Annotated in this window: 19 protein-coding genes and 1 tRNA gene; 16 read left to right on the top strand and 4 right to left on the bottom strand. The window is 69.1% G+C overall.

Features of this window, described 5'->3' with window-relative positions; all coding sequences use genetic code 11:
- Positions 1-99: 99 nt before the first annotated feature.
- From AMK34_RS43035 to AMK34_RS26960, 13 genes are all read left to right on the top strand, one after another.
- Positions 100-255, top strand: coding sequence for a hypothetical protein (locus tag AMK34_RS43035; RefSeq protein WP_158073308.1), 156 nt, complete (start codon positions 100-102; stop codon positions 253-255).
- A gap of 15 nt (positions 256-270) precedes the next feature.
- On the top strand, positions 271-609 hold the full coding sequence (locus AMK34_RS27015) for a hypothetical protein (protein WP_073847265.1): 339 nt from the start codon (positions 271-273) through the stop codon (positions 607-609).
- 22 nt (positions 610-631) lie between these two features.
- Positions 632-1,441 carry a hypothetical protein gene (locus AMK34_RS27010; protein WP_073847264.1) on the top strand — a complete coding sequence of 270 codons (810 nt, stop codon included), beginning with the start codon at positions 632-634 and terminating at the stop codon, positions 1,439-1,441.
- Positions 1,441-1,719 carry a hypothetical protein gene (locus AMK34_RS27005; RefSeq protein WP_073847263.1) on the top strand — a complete coding sequence of 93 codons (279 nt, stop codon included), beginning with the start codon at positions 1,441-1,443 and terminating at the stop codon, positions 1,717-1,719. The genes AMK34_RS27010 and AMK34_RS27005 overlap by 1 nt, the downstream gene beginning before the upstream one ends.
- Positions 1,716-1,928 carry a hypothetical protein gene (locus AMK34_RS27000; RefSeq protein ID WP_073847262.1) on the top strand — a complete coding sequence of 71 codons (213 nt, stop codon included), beginning with the start codon at positions 1,716-1,718 and terminating at the stop codon, positions 1,926-1,928. Before AMK34_RS27005 ends, AMK34_RS27000 begins: the two co-directional genes overlap by 4 nt.
- Before the next feature lie 93 nt (positions 1,929-2,021).
- Positions 2,022-2,516 carry a hypothetical protein gene (locus AMK34_RS26995; RefSeq protein WP_073847261.1) on the top strand — a complete coding sequence of 165 codons (495 nt, stop codon included), beginning with the start codon at positions 2,022-2,024 and terminating at the stop codon, positions 2,514-2,516.
- Positions 2,513-3,055 carry an AAA family ATPase gene (locus tag AMK34_RS26990; RefSeq protein ID WP_073847260.1) on the top strand — a complete coding sequence of 181 codons (543 nt, stop codon included), beginning with the start codon at positions 2,513-2,515 and terminating at the stop codon, positions 3,053-3,055. The genes AMK34_RS26995 and AMK34_RS26990 overlap by 4 nt, the downstream gene beginning before the upstream one ends.
- Positions 3,052-4,641 (top strand): DNA cytosine methyltransferase, encoded by a 1,590-nt coding sequence (locus AMK34_RS26985; RefSeq protein WP_073847259.1) that lies wholly within the window; start codon positions 3,052-3,054, stop codon positions 4,639-4,641. The genes AMK34_RS26990 and AMK34_RS26985 overlap by 4 nt, the downstream gene beginning before the upstream one ends.
- A gap of 55 nt (positions 4,642-4,696) precedes the next feature.
- Positions 4,697-5,416, top strand: a complete 720-nt coding sequence (locus tag AMK34_RS26980; RefSeq protein WP_083650008.1) for a DUF4417 domain-containing protein — start codon at positions 4,697-4,699, stop codon at positions 5,414-5,416.
- Positions 5,416-6,012 (top strand): hypothetical protein, encoded by a 597-nt coding sequence (locus AMK34_RS26975; protein WP_143202615.1) that lies wholly within the window; start codon positions 5,416-5,418, stop codon positions 6,010-6,012. Before AMK34_RS26980 ends, AMK34_RS26975 begins: the two co-directional genes overlap by 1 nt.
- Positions 6,013-6,125: 113 nt before the next feature.
- Positions 6,126-7,709 (top strand): YfjI family protein, encoded by a 1,584-nt coding sequence (locus AMK34_RS26970; RefSeq protein WP_083650007.1) that lies wholly within the window; start codon positions 6,126-6,128, stop codon positions 7,707-7,709.
- A 431-nt stretch (positions 7,710-8,140) separates the two neighbouring features.
- Positions 8,141-8,389: a helix-turn-helix domain-containing protein gene (locus AMK34_RS26965; RefSeq protein WP_083650006.1), complete on the top strand. Its 249-nt coding sequence runs from the start codon at positions 8,141-8,143 to the stop codon at positions 8,387-8,389.
- Positions 8,386-9,753, top strand: a complete 1,368-nt coding sequence (locus AMK34_RS26960; protein ID WP_073847257.1) for a tyrosine-type recombinase/integrase — start codon at positions 8,386-8,388, stop codon at positions 9,751-9,753. Before AMK34_RS26965 ends, AMK34_RS26960 begins: the two co-directional genes overlap by 4 nt.
- Before the next feature lie 133 nt (positions 9,754-9,886).
- On the opposite strand, the gene AMK34_RS26955 is transcribed toward AMK34_RS26960, so the two are convergent.
- Positions 9,887-9,968 (bottom strand) — tRNA-Tyr (locus tag AMK34_RS26955).
- 119 nt (positions 9,969-10,087) lie between these two features.
- Between AMK34_RS26955 and AMK34_RS26950 the strand changes: the two genes are divergently transcribed.
- The gene (locus AMK34_RS26950) at positions 10,088-10,579 is read left to right on the top strand and encodes a YajQ family cyclic di-GMP-binding protein (RefSeq protein ID WP_007030975.1); all 492 of its coding nucleotides are present in this window, start codon (positions 10,088-10,090) and stop codon (positions 10,577-10,579) included.
- Between the two features lie 49 nt (positions 10,580-10,628).
- Here the strand turns inward: AMK34_RS26950 and AMK34_RS26945 are convergent, their stop codons facing one another.
- Positions 10,629-11,303 (bottom strand): hypothetical protein, encoded by a 675-nt coding sequence (locus AMK34_RS26945; protein ID WP_083650005.1) that lies wholly within the window; start codon positions 11,301-11,303, stop codon positions 10,629-10,631.
- Between the two features lie 184 nt (positions 11,304-11,487).
- Here AMK34_RS26945 and AMK34_RS26940 point away from each other — a divergent pair, with 184 nt between their 5' ends.
- The gene (locus tag AMK34_RS26940) at positions 11,488-12,636 is read left to right on the top strand and encodes a sialidase family protein (protein WP_073847256.1); all 1,149 of its coding nucleotides are present in this window, start codon (positions 11,488-11,490) and stop codon (positions 12,634-12,636) included.
- 53 nt (positions 12,637-12,689) lie between these two features.
- On the top strand, positions 12,690-13,571 hold the full coding sequence (gene rfbA / locus AMK34_RS26935; RefSeq protein WP_038519953.1) for a glucose-1-phosphate thymidylyltransferase RfbA: 882 nt from the start codon (positions 12,690-12,692) through the stop codon (positions 13,569-13,571).
- Here rfbA and AMK34_RS26930 read toward each other — a convergent pair.
- Both AMK34_RS26930 and AMK34_RS26925 read right to left on the bottom strand, forming a co-directional pair.
- The gene (locus AMK34_RS26930) at positions 13,561-14,877 is read right to left on the bottom strand and encodes an NtaA/DmoA family FMN-dependent monooxygenase (protein ID WP_073847255.1); all 1,317 of its coding nucleotides are present in this window, start codon (positions 14,875-14,877) and stop codon (positions 13,561-13,563) included. The two genes, rfbA and AMK34_RS26930, sit on opposite strands and share 11 nt — an antisense overlap.
- 3 nt (positions 14,878-14,880) lie before the next feature.
- Positions 14,881-15,951, bottom strand: coding sequence for an LLM class flavin-dependent oxidoreductase (locus tag AMK34_RS26925; RefSeq protein ID WP_073847254.1), 1,071 nt, complete (start codon positions 15,949-15,951; stop codon positions 14,881-14,883).
- Between the last annotated feature and the right edge of the window lie 70 nt (positions 15,952-16,021).

Below are 16,021 nucleotides of genomic sequence, written 5' to 3'. Positions count from 1 at the left end.
AAAGTCACGATCAGTGACCAACCGGCGGGTGCGCTGCGTTCTCACCCGGCGGGCCGTCGACCCGCGTGTCGCTCACTCACCGTGAAGGGAAGCCCCGTCATGACTTCTCCCGTTTCGCTGCGCCTGCCCGCTCACGGCACCACCGGTACCCGCCTGCCGCCCCGGACCCGGTGGGCGTGCCGCTCGTGCGGGGCCCGCAACCGGATGCGGCAGCGCTGCTGCCACCACTGCCGCCAGATCCGCCCCCGCCGCTGAAAGGAGTGATATCGCGTGGACGAGACCGACACGGTCCGCGTGCCGATGCTCGAATATCGGGCGCTGATCGCGGACGCGGGCGCCTGGCGGTTGCTGAACACCAGCCCGCATGTGGCGCACCTGCTGGCCGAGTGGGTCGAGTGGGACCGCCGCGCCACCGCCCGCGCCACCTCGAACGCCATCTCCGGGGGCGCGGCCTGGCGGGCGATCGCCGGCGGGCCCAGCTACGCCGAACTCGCCCGCCGCCGCGCCGTGCACACCACCGAACCGCTGACCCCGGACCAGATCCGGGCCCGCGCCACCGCGTCCTGGGCCCGGGTCGAGCACTGGATCGCCGCCCGTACCGCCGCCTGACAACAGAGAGGACTTCTTCGCCATGACCATCACCGCACCGCCCGCCGCGAACACCAGGCGGGCCCGTCGCGACCAGTTCCCGCGCCATCCGATCCCCGCGGCCGAGACCGCGCTCGCCGAGCTCGCCCTCGCCAACAGCAACGGACTGGCCCCGATGGTCGGGGAACGCGGCTCGCTGCCCGGGCTGGTCCTCACCCCGCACACCGCCGGGAAAGTGCTGCGCTACACCGGCAAATGGGTCCTGACCCACGTCCGGTCGGGGCGGCGGGTGTCTCCCTCCGCGAGCTTCCTGCACACCCACGAAGCCATGGCGTGGCTGGAAAACCAGGACGTCGACTGGGACCGGCCCACCGAGGACATCCTCGCCGACCCGGCCGCCAAGTCCGCCTTCCACGATCTGTACTTCGCGATGCGTCGCGCTCAGGACGACGGCCGCCCGCTGGTGTACGCCCGTTCGTCGTGGCTGTTGCGGCCGCCGCTGTGGCGGATCCGTCACCGCTACGTGGTCTCGGCCGAAGGGTTCGAGACGTTCGAGGACGCCGCCGCGCTGGCCGAGGCCGCGTGTGAGTACCCGGGCAGCGAGCCGCTGTTGTACCCGGCCGCGGTCATCCTCCGCGATCTCCAGCCCGCCGGGTGGGGACTGCGGTGTTCCTCGATCGGCTGTGCCGGTGGCGAGACGTGGATCCCCGACGACTGGACCGGCAACGCCGCCACCGGGACCCGCGCCGAGCTGGCCGCCCAGGCCCGTGCCCGGGGATGGGCCGAACACGACCCGGGGCACTGGACCTGCCCGGCCTGTGCCTGCCACTACCCGCAGACCTGGGAGGCGTGATGGCCGCGATCGCGCACCGCTGTGCCTGCGGGCACCTGGACTTCTTTCACAGTTCGGTCACCGGCGCGTGCACCACCGGCGGGTGCCCGTGCCAGACGCTGAACTCCGGGCCGCCGGAGGTCATCGCGACCTGGCGGGCCGACGGGTCGCCGACCGGGCCCACGGTCGAGGAACCGGCCGTGATCGTGCCGGGCACGCGCGGCGCCGGGATGGGCGAGCTGTGCGGCTGCGACGCGTGCCAGACCCTCTACGCCTCGGTCGCCGGGAACGCCGCGTGATCCGCACGACCGCCCGCCGAGCCCGCACGTATCACCGGTGCGAGGGCTACTGCCACCGTCCGATCACGCCGGGCGAGGTCTACGTCGAACACGTCGTCCTGCCGAACCACGACGTCCTCCCGGCGTGGTGGCGGTTCGCCGAGTGTTGCCACTGCGCCGCCTCGGCCAACCGCGGCGGCCTTGTCGACGCCAGGGAGGCGGCTCCCTGACTGACCACTTCGGACAGACGAGTAGGGCCGGACACCACCGAGTGTCCGGCCCTGCTCTGTTCGCGCCACATGCCCGTGAAAGCGAGTGTTGCCATGACCACCAACCCCGTGGCCAACCCGGCCACGTTCCCCGTGCTGATCGAGGTGGCCGCCGAACGCGGCCGCCAGGACGCCAAGTGGGGCCGCCAGGACCACGCCGACGGCACCGGCCCGGACGAAGCGAACCAGGTCCGGTTCTGCGTGACCACGGCCGAAGCCGCCGACTTCGCCCGCTGGCGCACCGACCTCGCCGCCCGCCACGACGGGCCGACCTTCGCCGACCTGCTCACCGAAGAGACCTTCGAGGCGCTCGCCGAGGCTGACCCGGCCGCACTGCGCGCCGAGCTGGTCCAGGTCGCCGCCGTGGCGGTGTGCTGGATCGAGGCCATCGACCGTGGCACCCAGCGGTCACGGCTCGGGTTCGCCCCGGGTGACGTGGTGCGCGACCGGGACACCGGCGAGCTGCTGACCGTCACCGGCGACCCCGACCCGTGGGACACCCGCGACTACGAGCCCGCCGACACCGCCGGTGGCGGGGAGGTCGCGTGAGCCCCACTCTGATCGCCACGATCGGCCCGTGCGGGGCCGGGAAGACCAGGTGGCGCACACGGCACGCACCGCCCGGGGCGGTGGTGGTGTCGCTGGACGAGTCTCGCGCGGCGCTCTCGCCCTGTGGCTGCTCGGGAAACCCGGCCGTCAACGCGGCCGCCGTCGCCGCCGGGTACGCCACGACCCGCGCAGTGCTGGCGGCCGGGGGCACGGTGGTGTGGGACGTCACGAGCTTCCTGCCCCGATTCCGTGCCTCGCTGCTCGACATCGCGGCCGCCTACCGCGCCCGCACCGTGGGGTTGGTGATCTTGCCGCCGCTGTTGCGCGTGCTCGCGCAGAACGGCCGCCGCGACGGGAACCGTTGCCCTGACTGTGGAACCGCCCGCCGTGTCCCGGAACCGGTGGTGTGGCGGATGCACCACGACATCACCGCGGCGCTTCCGCGCCTGCACACCGAGGGCTGGACCGAGCTGCACTACCTGGCCCTGCCGCCCTACCTCCGTCCCCACACGCACCGACGATTCGAGGAGGCACGATGACCTGGACCACCTATCACGAGTTCGCCGGGTTCGGCGGGGACACCATCGGTGTGCTGCGGGTGCCCGGCACCCGGGGCGTGCTGGCCGCCAACCACAACGCGGCCGCGATCGCCACGCACGAGCTGAACCATCCCGACATGGACCACTACTGCGGGGACATCGCGAAGGAGGACATCGGGAAGTTCCCGCGCGTGGACTTCTTCGCCTCCACGCCATCGTGTCCGCCGTGGACGGACGCGCGCGGGGTCAAGCGGGACTTCGACCAGTCGACGCAAGGCGTGCTGTTCGACCCGGTGCGCGGGCCGAAGGCGCTGAACCCGGACACCGCGCGGGCACGAGCCCTGATGGAGGAGATCCCGCGCTACCTGCAAGCGATGAACCGGCGCGGCAAGCCTGTCCTCGGCGGCCTGGTGGAAAACGTCGTGCAGGTCGTGAAATGGGACCAGTTCAAACGCTGGCGCCAGGAGATCGTGGCCGAGGGCTACCGCACCCGCATGATCGCGCTCAACGCCATGCACGTCACCGGCCCCACCCTCGGCAAGATCGCCCAGTCCCGCAACCGGTTCGTCCTCGCCTACTGGCACGAGATGCTCGGCCGCGACCCGGACTGGGACAAGTGGCTGCGTCCCAAGGCGTACTGCCCGGTGTGTGACGAGATGGTGGCCGCGGTGCAGGTGTTCAAGAACCCGCGCACCAAGATGGGCGTCTACGGGATCCGGCACGGCCAGTACGTCTACCGATGCCCGCACCGCTCGTGCCGCCACCAGATCGTGGAACCCGGCGTGCTGCCCGCCTCGTCCATCATCGACTGGTCGCTGGATCCCGGCCCGAAGATCGGCGAACGCGCCAGCTACGGCAAGGACCCGCTCCAGCCCACCACGATGGCCCGCATCGAGGCCGGACTCGCCCGCCACGTCGGCGCCCTGCTCACCCCGGCCGGCGGCACCTGGCGCACCGACGCCACCAGCGTCGATGTGCCGCTGCCGACCAGGACCACGCGGGACAACGACGCGCTCGTGTGCCCGCCCCTGCTCGTGTCGTGCGCGGCGCGGGCCGGGATCGGCACCGCCACCACCGTGGAGGATCCGATGCGGACGCAGACCTGCCGCCGGGAGACCGCGGTGGTGGTGCCGCCGTTCATCTCCATCCAGCGCAACGGCGGATCCGCCACCGCCGCCTACCCCGTCCACGGGCCGATCCCGACCGTGTCGGCCGAGGGCAACCACCACGGCCTGGTCGGCCCACCGACCCAAGCCGAGCAGGTCGAGTTCCTCATGGCCTACTACGGCAACGGCGGCACCCAGCAGACCGACCGTCCGATCGGGACACTCACCACCCGCGACCGCTACGCGCTCATCGGCGGCACCCCGCCGGTCGAGCAGTGCACGTTCCGCATGCTCGAACCGCACGAGATCGGCGCAGGGATGGGCTTCCCGCCCGGCTTCAAGATCCCGCCGCACGTCGCGAAGTCCAAACGCAAGGTCGTGCGCGGCTTCGGCAACGCCTTCCCTCCGGCCATGTCCGAAGTGATCGCCTCGGCCGTAATCGAGACGTTCTCCGGCGAACCGCTCGATCCCGCCGCCTGACCCGCCGGTGACACGGCACCGGTACGTCCCTTCCACCCTTTGACGGAGGCAACCGATGACCCTCTCCACCCCCGGCCTGGACCACCCCGACGTCCTCGCGGACACACCCCCGCCGGAACTCGGCGGCGGGACCCGCACCAGCCACCGGTGGGCGACGATGCCCGGCAACTGGGACAAGCTCAACTGCCGCGCCCTGTGGCCCACGGACAACCTGTGGGGCATCCCCGCCCTGCCGAGAGCCACGTTCGAACCTGCTCGGTTGGTGGCCTACACCGACCGGCACGCGGCCGCCACCGCCGGGCCCGGGGCCGCGGTGCACTTCTTCCTCGACGACTACCGGTTCGAGGTCGTCTGGTCCAAACCGGAACGCGGGCTGTCCCGATGCCGCACCGTCGGTGCGGCGCTGACCCCGGATTTCAGCCTGTACCGGGACATGCCGCTGGCGATGCAGCTGTGGCAGGTCTACCGCTCACGCTGGTGCGGGGCGTGGCTGCTGCACCACGGCGTCACCGTCGTCCCCACCGTCAGCTGGTCCACAGCGGACTCCTTCGACTTCGCGTTCGCCGGGATCCCGCCCCGGTCGGTGGTCGCAGTGTCCACCGTCGGCGTGTGGCGCGACCCCGTGGCGCGCAGACTGTTCGCCGCCGGGTACGCCGAAATGCTGCTCCGCCTGGAACCGACCCTGGTCCTGGTGCACGGCAAACCACCAACCGAGCAGGTTCGCGGGGCGACACCGATCCGGTGCTACCCGTCGCGCTGGGACGGTGACCACTGATGGGCGGACGAGGAGCAGCCTTCGGGAAAGGCGGCGACCACGGTGGCGGTGGCGGATTCACCGGCGGGAGCCCGGCGCAAGTGGAACCCGCCGTGCCCGCGACCGAGCAGCCCAAGGCCGAGCCGGAGACTGACGCCCCGGAGCCGCCCATGCCCGTGCCGGAACCGGCCGCCGACCGGGCGCGGTCGACCGAGGACCGCATCCGCGACGCCGTGGCCGAGCTGACCAGAGGCGATGGCGGCTGGGCCGGGATCACCGACATCCGCAAGGCCCTCGCCGACGTCGACCACGACGAAGTCACGCAGACCCTGCGGGACATGGCGCGCAACAACCCCAACATCCACCTCGCCCCGGAATCCAACCGCAAGACCCTCCAGGAGGAAGACCACGCCGCCGCGATCCCCGTCGGCGGTGAACCACAGCACCTCATCGTCATCCAGCCGGTGCAAGACCCGGACGCACTCGGACGCGTCCAGGCGGCGGGCTTCGCGAGTGCCACCGACGCAGACCTCGAAGCCGCACGCGTCCACCACGGCACCCCGTCCACGGTCTACGACCAGATCCGGGCCGAGCAGAAACGCCGCGCGCAGCAGTGACCAACCCTGCTCGCTTCGGTCACTGACCAGCCGGGCGCGGCCGCCCGTCCCACAGCGGCCGCGCCCCCGGCTGTCAGCACCCGTTCCACACGAAGAGATCGCGGAGGTACGTCATGTCCGCAGAACCCGTCACCAACATCCGGGACTTCCCGGAACGTCCCCCGGCCGGAAACCTTGAGCCTCCCAGCGACGACGGACCGTCGCCCTGGCCGGACCGGCCCGCGCCGCTCTCGACCTTGCGGGCGTTGTCGAAGTTCCCGAGCGAGGCGCTACCGGGGTGGCTGGCGGACTTCACCGACGCGGTCGCCGAGACCATGCAGACCCCGGTCGACCTTCCCGGCGCGCTCGCGCTCGCCAGCTTGTCGACGGCGGCCGGCGGCCGGGTGATGGTCAAGGTTCGCGACGGCTGGGCCGAGCAAACCACCCTGTTCACAGTCGTGATCATGGAACCGTCAGCGCGGAAGTCACCGGTGTTCACGCTGATGACCGAACCCATCCGGACCCTCGAACGGATGCTGCGGGAGGAAGCCCGCCACAGCATCGAGACCGCGCGGATGCAGCAGCAGATGGCCGAATCCGCCCGCGACAAAGCACAGAAGAAGGCCGCCACGATCACTGGGGAGGAACTCACCGACCAGCAAGCCCAAGAGGAAGCCATCGCCGACGCGGTCGACGCCGCGCTGCAGGCCGACTCGATCGCGATCCCACACCCACCCCAGCTGATCGCCGACGACGTCACACCCCAGAAGGTCGCCACCATCCTCGCCCAACAGGACGGCCGGCTGGCAGTCCTCTCCGATGAAGGCACCATCTTCGAGATCGTCGCCGGACGCTACTCCGGCAACGTCAACGCCGAAGTGTTCCTCAAGGGCTACAGCGGAACCGAACTCCGGGTCGACCGCGGCGACCGCTCCGAATACGTCGCCCGCCCCGCGCTCACCCTCGGCCTGACCATCCAGCCCACCGTGATCGAGGACCTTCCGCCGAAACTGCGCGGAAACGGGTTCCTCGCCCGCATCCTGTTCGCCCGCCCCGCCCCGCTGTCCGGCCGCCGCAAGATCCGGCCCGACCCAATCCCGCAGGACGTCGCCGACTCCTACACCGCCAATATGCTCGCCATGGCCACCGCGCTGCACGGCTTCGAAGAACCCGTGACGCTCACGTTCTCCCCGGCCGCCGACGACCTCATGGCGAAGATCGAAGAACAGATCGAGCCCCGGCTCGACCCCCAGGGCGGGGAATGGGCCGACATCGCCGACTGGGCCGGGAAACTCGCCGGGCAGACCGCCCGCATCGCCGCCCTGCTCCACCTCGCCGAATATCCGCGCACCGCGTGGAACAACCCGCAAATCTCCGACACCACCGTCGCGAACGCGTGGCGCATCACCCAGTACTACGCCACCCACGCCCAAGCGACCCTCGAATACATCGGGCAGGACGACACCATCCGGATCGCCCGCCGCATCCTCGACCGCATCAGCCGCCGCGACTGGGAACTCGGCGACCGGTTCACCATCCGCCAGGCATTCCAGAAGATCCGCACCAAACAAATGAAGACCGACGAATTCAAACGCGGCCTCGAACTGCTCGCCGACCTCGGCCACGTCGCCGCCGAAACCCAGCCCGAACGCGCCAGCAAAGGAGGACGACCACCCAGCCCGCACTACTGGCGCCACCCGATCTACCGGACCACCTGACCCGAACCCGCCAAAGACGGGGTGCTCACAGAACCCACAAAACCCTCACAACCTCCCGGACGGCCAGTTTTCGCAGGTCATAGACCCACCCGGGCGGCGTGCCGACGTCACACAGAACCTCGCACAGAACTTCTGTGCGCACACAAAACCCCCGCCAACCGCCACGGCACCGACACGATCAGCCACCACCGACAGTCACCAAAACCGCCCTCGGGGCCGAGTCCGCCGACCCGGCCCCGAGGTTCTGTGTGCGCACAGAAGTTCTGTGCACGGTTTTGTGCACGCAACCACCTCACGACAGAAACCGGCCCTGAACTGCACGGACCCGCCAGTCCCGGAGGTTCTGAGGGTTTTGTGCGTTCTGTGCGCACCCCATTCCGCAGGGTCGGCCCGCCGACCACGAACCGTAACGCCCGAGAGGACCACCTGTCATGGCCGCCAAATCTCGTGCGACAAGTCGCACCCCCCGCACGCACCGGGCGATCACCACGTCGGTGGTCGACGACGAACAGCTGACTATTAAGGAGGTTTGCGACCTGCTCAAGATCGCCCGTTCCACGTTCAGCGATTGGCGCGACAGGGGCGAGGCTCCGCCGTGCACCCGACTTCCGAACAACCAAATCCGTGTTTCTCGATCGGCCTTGAACGGCTGGCTCGCCAGCCGTCTGGAGGCTGCATGACGGCCCAGGTTTCCTACGACGTGAAGATCTGGGCGCTGAAATCACGTCGGCACCGCAGCGGAAAGGTGTCCTATCGGGTGCGGTGGTCGGTGGCCGGCCGGGAGTTCGGCGAGCCGTTCCAGAAGTTCAAGCTGGCCGACAACTTCCGCAACGACCTGATCGCTGCCACCAAAGCGGGTGAAGGGTTTCTGGTCGAGAAACCCGGGTTGCCGACATCGATGATCCGCAAGGAGGCCACGAAGCTATCCACGTTTCAGCTGGCCTGCGCGTACATCGATATGAAGTGGCCGGACGCGTCACCGAAGTACAGACGATCGTTGGCGAGTTCCTTGACCGGTATCACGGTGTCGATGTTGAAAAGCCCGACCGCGGTGGACGGCAAGGTTCTCAGAAGGGCACTCACACAGGCGTTCAACACCACGCAGCGAAACGAGGGTCTGCCGCCCGACGTTGCCGCAGTACTCGACGAGATCGCGGCCATATGTCGGCGCGCGGACGAGTTCGCGGAACCGGACGTGCTGCGCTCGGTGCTCAGTGGGATCGATCGCAACATCGACGGCTCGAAGGCGGCGCCGGACACAGTCCGGATCAGGCGAGTGGCCTTACGGGACCTGCTCGATTTCGCCGTAGAACGGGAGGTCTTCGACGCAAACCCCCTGGAGGAGATCAAGGTCAAGAAGCGCAGCTACGAAGTCCAAGAGGTTGACCCGGGTGTAGTGGTGAGCCCGATCCAGGGGCGGATGCTGCTCGCGGCGGTGCGCGAGACCCATCCCGAACTGGTCGCGTTCTTCGCGCTCATGTACTTCGCCGGCCTTCGCCCCGAGGAAGCCGCCAACCTCAAGAGGTCGAATCTGCCCGTGTCACTCAACGGGGCAGGTTGGCTCACGCTGGAAGGTGCACGCCCCGAGGTCGGCGGGGAGTGGACGGATTCCGGCGAGGCATCGGAAGCGGGGCCGCTCAAGCACCGGAACGACGGGGCGACCCGCCAGGTCCCGTGCGCTTCGGAGCTGGCTGCCCTGTTGCATGCGCACCTCGTGATCTTCGGAACCGCCCCGGACGGCCGCCTCTTCCGTGGCGTACGCGACGGCGGGCGGCTGAGTAGCTCTGTCTACGGACGAGCGTGGGCGACCGCCCGCGCGGCGGTTTTCACGCCTGAAGTGGCCGCTGGCCCGCTCAGCAAACGACCGTACGACCTTCGTCACGCGGCGGTGTCGACGTGGCTCAACAACGGCGTGGAACCCACCCGGGTCGCGAAGTGGGCCGGGCACAGCCTGGCGGTGCTCCTGCGCGTCTACGCCAAGTGCAGAGCCGGAGGGGAGGTAGCCGCCCTGCAGAAGCTCGAACAGGCCTACAGCCTGACCTGAGCAGGTTCGGCCGTGCGCCCGTAATGCGCCCGTGGATTGACCCGCACAGCCGGTTGCAGCCGTACAGAACCGGACAACACAAGATCGGCCCGGTGACCTGTTCTTGCTGGTCACCGGGCCGATCTTGCTGGTGTGGCGAGTGAGGGATTCGAACCCCCGAAGGCAGTGCCGTCTGATTTACAGTCAGATCCCTTTGGCCGCTCGGGCAACTCGCCGTGGCCGGGTGTCCCCGGCCGAGACGAAAGAATACCCAATGCCGTGGCGGGCCGGTCAACCGGGTTCCGCAGGGCTAGGGTGGAAGCTCCTGACAAGCGAGTACGAGGTGTGAGAACACGTGGCGGATCCCTCTTTCGACGTGGTGAGCAAGGTCGATCGCCAGGAGGTGGACAACGCCCTGAACCAGGCCAGCAAGGAACTCGGTACACGGTTCGACTTCCGGGGTACCGGGACCAAGATCGACTGGTCCGGTGAGGAGGCGATCGCGATCGAGTCCGAGACCGAGGAGCGGGCGCTGGCGGCGGTCGAGGTGTTCAAGGAGAAGCTGATCAAACGCGGCATCTCCCTGAAGGCCTTCGAGGCGGACGAGCCGGCGTTGTCCGGCAAGATCTACAAGATCGGCGGCAAGATCCTCCAGGGGATCGCGTCGGACAAGGCGAAGCAGATCGCCAAGTTCATCCGCGACGAAGGCCCCAAGGGCGTCCAGGCGCAGATCCAGGGCGACCAGCTGCGGGTGTCCGGCAAGAAGAAGGACCAGCTGCAGGACGTGATCGCCTTGCTGAAGGGCAAGGACTTCGAGATCGCGCTGCAGTTCACGAACTACCGCTGAGCACGGCGACGACGAGGCCACCTTCGGCAGAAGGTGGCCTTCGTCATGTCTAGGACGCGGTGACCGTCCAGCTCCCGTCGCCTTCCACCGACACGAAGGCCGGGCCGGACACGGGAACGCTGCCCTTGTAGTCGCCGAGTTGGTTCACCGGGAGCTCCGAGTAGTCGCCACTGTGCACCCACACCGCCGTGCGACCGCTGTTCTTGGTCGTGATGGCGACCGCCGAGACTCCATCAGGCGCGGCGAAGACCGCTTCGCTCTTGCCCGACAGGGGCTTGCCCGGCGTGAGTGCGGGCAAGCCGCTTTCGTCGGTGATGGTCAGCGTCCAGGCGGCGTTGGCCTTGACGGTGAACGTCTTCGCCTGACGGCCGGGCATGTCGTTGATCCACTGCGTGCCCTTGTACGGGCCGATGTCGTTGACGATCAGCTCGTTCTCGGTGTTGACCGCGACGTGCCCGGAACACTTCGGACACTCGAAGGTCACGAAGCCGATGCGCGACGGCCAGGCCATGGCGACCGACGCGTTCCCCTTCCCCGAGTGCTTCTCCTCCGGCTGCGGGCCGGGCTTCGGGGTGGTGGTCGGCGTGGGCGTCGTCGATGGTGAACGCAGCCCTTCCGGGGCGGCCGCACGCGGGACGACACGGCCCAGAGCCGGCGGCGAGCAGGCCATCAGGCCCGCGGTCAGCAGCACGGCACTCGCGGCCGCGCACAAGCGCCTGATCACGTGTTTCCCCCTAGTCGAACCCGTCATCCGATCTTCGCCGACCGATAGCCCAGCGTTACCGGATCACTCGGCCGAGCGATTCAGGCCACTCGGACGTGGGTTTCCGCCGCAACGCCTCCGCGAGAGTCCGAAAGGGACAAAAGCCCGTGTTGTAATCCGGCGATCGCGTTCGAGGAAGGTCACGATGAGACGCCGTTTCAGCTCCGCACTCGCCTTCGCGCTGTCACTCACGGTGATCGCGTCCCTGTTCACGTCCGCGCAGGCCGCGGAGCGCCAACAGCTCGTGCCCGGCTACGGCTCATACCCGCGGCTGATCCGCCTGGAGCATTCCCCGATCGGCCGCGGCCGCATCCTCGCGTCGCTGACCAGCGAAGACGCGAGCGGCAAGTTCACCCCGATCATGGAGAGCACCGACGAAGGCCAGACCTTCCACAAGATCGGCGAGGTCCGCGACCGCGACGGTCGCCGCGGCATGTGCTGCGGAACGCTGTACGAACTGCCGCAGCGGGTCGGCAGGCTGCGCGCCGGCACCCTGCTGTGGGCCGCGAGCTACCGGCAGGACGCCGGTCCGCAACGGCGGATCGGCATCAGGATCTGGTACAGCCGCGACGCCGGCCGTTCGTGGGCCTTCCTGTCCGAGGCCGCGCGCTCGCACAACCACGACGGCATCTGGGAGCCGGAGTTCGTCGTCGACGCGGGCGGCACGCTCTGGCTGCACTACGCCGACGAGACCGAGGCGCCGCAGTTCGCGCAGGTGATGAACCGGGTCGCTTCCACCGACGGGGTGAACTGGGGCACCAAGCAGCGCACGATGGCGATCCCGCCGCATCGGGTGCGGCCCGGGATGCCCATCATCCGCCGCCTCCCCGACGGCCGGTACTACCTGGCCTACGAGATCTGCAACTACCGCGATCGCTACTGCGATCCGTACTTCAAGATCTCCCCCGACGGCGCCAACTGGGGCGATCCCCTCGATCCCGGGACCCGCGTCACCACCGCCAGCGGCAACTACTTCCAGCACGCGCAGACGATCACGTTGTTCCCGGGTGGCCCGAACGGGGTGCGGCTGGTGATGGTCGGGCAGATCTACACCAACGCCGCCGGGGTCCCGCAGGCCAAGAACGGCCAGGTCCTGCTGGCCAACGACAACTTCGGTTCCGGGCACTGGTACGAACTGCCCGCGCCGGTGCATGTCGTCGGGATCCACAACAACTTCTGCCCCAACTACAGCTCGACGCTGCTGCCGGTCGACGGCGGCAAGAACGTGTTGCAGATCTCCACCGAGTACAACCTCGGCTGCAAGGCGTATTTCGCGAAGGGCCCGGCGTTCTGAGCCACCCGGTAGTGTGAGGTCCCGAGCGATCGGCTACGAAGCGGGGGCATCGCATGAAGGGCATCGTGCTGGCCGGGGGCAGTGGGACGCGTCTGCATCCCATCACCCAGGCGATCTCGAAACAGCTGCTACCGGTCTACGACAAACCGATGATCTACTACCCGATCTCGGTGCTGATGTTCGCCGGGATCCGCGAGATCCTGATCATCTCGACCCCCGTCGACCTGCCGCATTTCCGGCGCCTGCTCGGCGACGGCAGCCAGTTCGGGCTCAGCTTCAGCTACGCCGAGCAGGCCGCCCCGAACGGGCTGGCCGAGGCGTTCGTCATCGGCGCGGACTTCGTCGGCGAAGACGACGTCGCGCTCGTGCTGGGCGACAACATCTTCTACGGCCAGGGGTTCTCCAGCAGGCTGCAGGCGGCGGCGTCCGCGCTCGACGGCTGTGTGCTGTTCGGGTACCCGGTCAAGGACCCGCAGCGGTACGGCGTCGGGGAGATCGACGCCGACGGCAAGCTCCTCTCCATCGAGGAGAAGCCCGAGAAGCCGAAGTCGAACAAGGCCATCACCGGCCTGTACTTCTACGACAACCAGGTCGTCGAGATCGCCCGCGACCTCAAGCCCTCCCCGCGCGGCGAGCTGGAGATCACGGACGTCAACCTCACTTACCTGCGGCAGGACCGCGCGACCCTGGTCGACCTCGGCCGCGGGTTCGCCTGGCTCGACACCGGAACGCACGACTCGCTGCTGGAGGCGGGCCAGTTCGTGCAGGTCCTCGAGCACCGGACGGGTGTCCGGATCGCCTGTCTCGAAGAAGTCGCGCTGCGCATGGGCTTCATCGACGCGGAGCAGTGCTTCGCGCTCGGGGCGAAGCTGGCGAAGTCCGGCTACGGCGAATATCTGATGAACGTCGCGCGCACCCAGGGTGCTACCGGCTGAACAGGTGTTCCCGCAGGGTGTCGCCGGTGTAATCGGCCCGGAAGACACCCCGTTCCTGAAGCCGCGGGACGACGTCGTCGATGAACGCGTCGAGCCCACCCGGGGTCAGATGCGGCACCAGCACGAAGCCGTCGGCGGCGTCGCTCTGGACGTACTCGTCGATCGATTCCGCGACCTGCCGGGCGGTGCCGACGAACTGCTGGCGCGCGGTCACCTCGATGACCAGTTCACGGATGGAGAGCTTCTTCTCCTCCGCGATCGCTCGCCATTTCGCGGCCACGGCCAGCGGATCCTTCTCGTGCCGGACCCGGCCCCAGGTCAGCGGCTCGGCGTCGGGGTCCGGGTCGATCTCGGGGAGCGGGCCGTCGGCGTCGTAGGCGGAGAGGTCGCGGCTCCAGACCTGTTCGAGGAACTGGATCGCGGTCGCCGGCCGCACCTGCTGATAGCGGATCTCGCGGGCCTGCTCGTGCGCGTCCTCCTCGGTGTCGCCGAGGACGAAAGTGGCGGCGGGCATGATCAGCAGCTCGCCGGGCTCGCGGCCATAGGCGGGTAGCCGTCGCTTGACGTCGGCGAAGAACTCCTTGCCGCTCTCGAGTGAACCGTGCCGGCTGAAGATGACGTCGGCGGTCTTCGCGGCGAACTCCCTGCCCTCGTCGGAGTCCCCTGCTTGGATGACGATCGGCTGCCCCTGCGGGGTCCTCGGCACGGTGAATTCGCCGCGGATGTCGAACTGCGGTCCACTGTGGACAAAGCGCTCGATACCGCGGGCGAAGACGCCGTTCTCCTTGTCCCCCACCACCGCGTCGGGCGCCCAGCTGTCCCAGAGTTCGCGCACGGTGGCGAGGAACTCCTCGGCGCGGCGGTAGCGGTCCTCGCGTTTCAGGAAGCCGCCGCGGCGGAAGTTCTGGCCCGTCCACGCGTCCGGTGAGGTGACGACGTTCCACGCGGCGCGGCCGCCGGAGAGGTGGTCGATGCTCGCGACCTGCCGCGCGACCTCGTACGGCTCGTTGAAGGTGGACGACAGCGTGCCCGCGAGGCCGAGCCGGGTGGTGACCGCGGAGAGCGCGGCCAGCACGGTGGTGGTGTTCGGCCGCCCGACGACGTCGGAGTCGAGGATCTTGCCCGCGTGTTCGCGCAGGCGCAGGCCCTCGGCGAGGAACAGGAAGTCGAACTTGCCCCGCTCGGCCGTGCGCGCGAGATGCTCGAAGGACGAAAAGTCGATTTGACTACCCGAACGCGGGTCACTCCACACGGTCGTGTTGTTGACGCCGGGGAAGTGCGCGGCGAGTTTGACCTGTTTGGGCATTTGTCACGCCTCCGCGTACTGGTTGGCGGCGACCCCGAGGCCGAGATGGTCGCGCAGGGTGGCGCCGGTGTAGGTCTGCCGGAACGCGCCCGCGGCCTGGAGCGCGGGCACGGTCTCGGCGGTGAAGAGCGCCAGGTCGTCGGGCAGGACCGCGGGCCGGATGTGGAAGCCGTCGAGGCTGTTGGACGCCGCGAGGCGGGGCAGCTCGGTGGCGAGGTCGGCGGGAGTTCCGGTGAAGCTCGGACCCGGCGGGAAGGGCGCGTAGGCCTCCAGCGTCCGACGGCGTTCGATGGCCGCCTGCTCGGTCTCGGCGAGCACGATCGACAGGCCGGCGAGGAGTTTCGCGTCCGGGAAGCGCTCGCGGGCGCCGCGGATCTCGTCGACCAGGACGACGTCGGCGCCGTGCGCGTACGGCGAGTCGCCGTACACCGCGACGACGGGGTGGCCCTGCGGCGGGCGCGGTGTGATCGAAGGTCCCTTGATGCTGAAGAAGCGGCCTTCGAAGTCGACGTAGTGCAGCTTCTCGCGGTCGATGAAGCGGCCGGTCGGCTCGTCGCGGATGATCGCGCCGTCCTCCCAGCTGTCCCAGAGGCGGGCGATGACGTCGACGACCTCGGCGTTCTCCGCTTCGGCGTCCACCTCGGACGGCAAGGTGCGCCTGCCGAAGTGCGCGACCTCGGCTTCGGTGCGCGAAGGCACCGCGAGGACGCCTGCGCGGCCGCGGCTCGCGAAGTCGAGCGAAGCGACGGCCGTCGAGATGTGGAATGGCTCGGTGTGCGTGGTGGTGACCGTGGGAACGAGGCCGATCCCGCTGGTCACGGGGGCGAGTGCGGCGAAGGTGAGGAGCGCGTCCAGTCGGCCTCGGACGACCTCCTCGCCTCCGGGTTGGAGCGCGAGTGTGTCGTCGAGGGTGACGAAGTCGAGCGAAGCCGCTTCGGCGAGCTTCGCGTGGGCGAGGTAGTGGGCGGCGGTGAACAACGCGGACGGGCGGACGTCGGAGACCCGCCAGGCGGCCGGATGCTGCCCGGCCCCGTCGAGCGCGACCCCGAGGTGCAACTGCTGTGCGGAACCCATGCCCGGGGAACTCACGCGCCCGGCCCTCGATTCCCGCTCCCACGAGGTGAGATCCCCGGCCCGACCTGCG

Source organism: Amycolatopsis sp. CB00013 (genome assembly GCF_001905755.1).
GTDB lineage: Bacteria > Actinomycetota > Actinomycetes > Mycobacteriales > Pseudonocardiaceae > Amycolatopsis > Amycolatopsis japonica.
The sequence above is the reverse complement of the archived record's forward strand: the minus strand, read 5'-3'. Positions and strand labels throughout refer to the sequence as shown.

Coding starts and splice junctions, on each gene's coding strand:
- AMK34_RS43035 (WP_158073308.1), top strand. CDS start 100: ATGACTTCTCCCGTTTCGCTGCGCCTGCCCGCTCACGGCACCACCGGT.
- AMK34_RS27010 (WP_073847264.1), top strand. CDS start 632: ATGACCATCACCGCACCGCCCGCCGCGAACACCAGGCGGGCCCGTCGC.
- AMK34_RS27005 (WP_073847263.1), top strand. CDS start 1,441: ATGGCCGCGATCGCGCACCGCTGTGCCTGCGGGCACCTGGACTTCTTT.
- AMK34_RS26995 (WP_073847261.1), top strand. CDS start 2,022: ATGACCACCAACCCCGTGGCCAACCCGGCCACGTTCCCCGTGCTGATC.
- AMK34_RS26985 (WP_073847259.1), top strand. CDS start 3,052: ATGACCTGGACCACCTATCACGAGTTCGCCGGGTTCGGCGGGGACACC.
- AMK34_RS26980 (WP_083650008.1), top strand. CDS start 4,697: ATGACCCTCTCCACCCCCGGCCTGGACCACCCCGACGTCCTCGCGGAC.
- AMK34_RS26975 (WP_143202615.1), top strand. CDS start 5,416: ATGGGCGGACGAGGAGCAGCCTTCGGGAAAGGCGGCGACCACGGTGGC.
- AMK34_RS26970 (WP_083650007.1), top strand. CDS start 6,126: ATGTCCGCAGAACCCGTCACCAACATCCGGGACTTCCCGGAACGTCCC.
- AMK34_RS26965 (WP_083650006.1), top strand. CDS start 8,141: ATGGCCGCCAAATCTCGTGCGACAAGTCGCACCCCCCGCACGCACCGG.
- AMK34_RS26960 (WP_073847257.1), top strand. CDS start 8,386: ATGACGGCCCAGGTTTCCTACGACGTGAAGATCTGGGCGCTGAAATCA.
- AMK34_RS26940 (WP_073847256.1), top strand. CDS start 11,488: ATGAGACGCCGTTTCAGCTCCGCACTCGCCTTCGCGCTGTCACTCACG.
- rfbA (WP_038519953.1), top strand. CDS start 12,690: ATGAAGGGCATCGTGCTGGCCGGGGGCAGTGGGACGCGTCTGCATCCC.
- AMK34_RS26930 (WP_073847255.1), bottom strand. CDS start 14,877: ATGCCCAAACAGGTCAAACTCGCCGCGCACTTCCCCGGCGTCAACAAC.
- AMK34_RS26925 (WP_073847254.1), bottom strand. CDS start 15,951: ATGGGTTCCGCACAGCAGTTGCACCTCGGGGTCGCGCTCGACGGGGCC.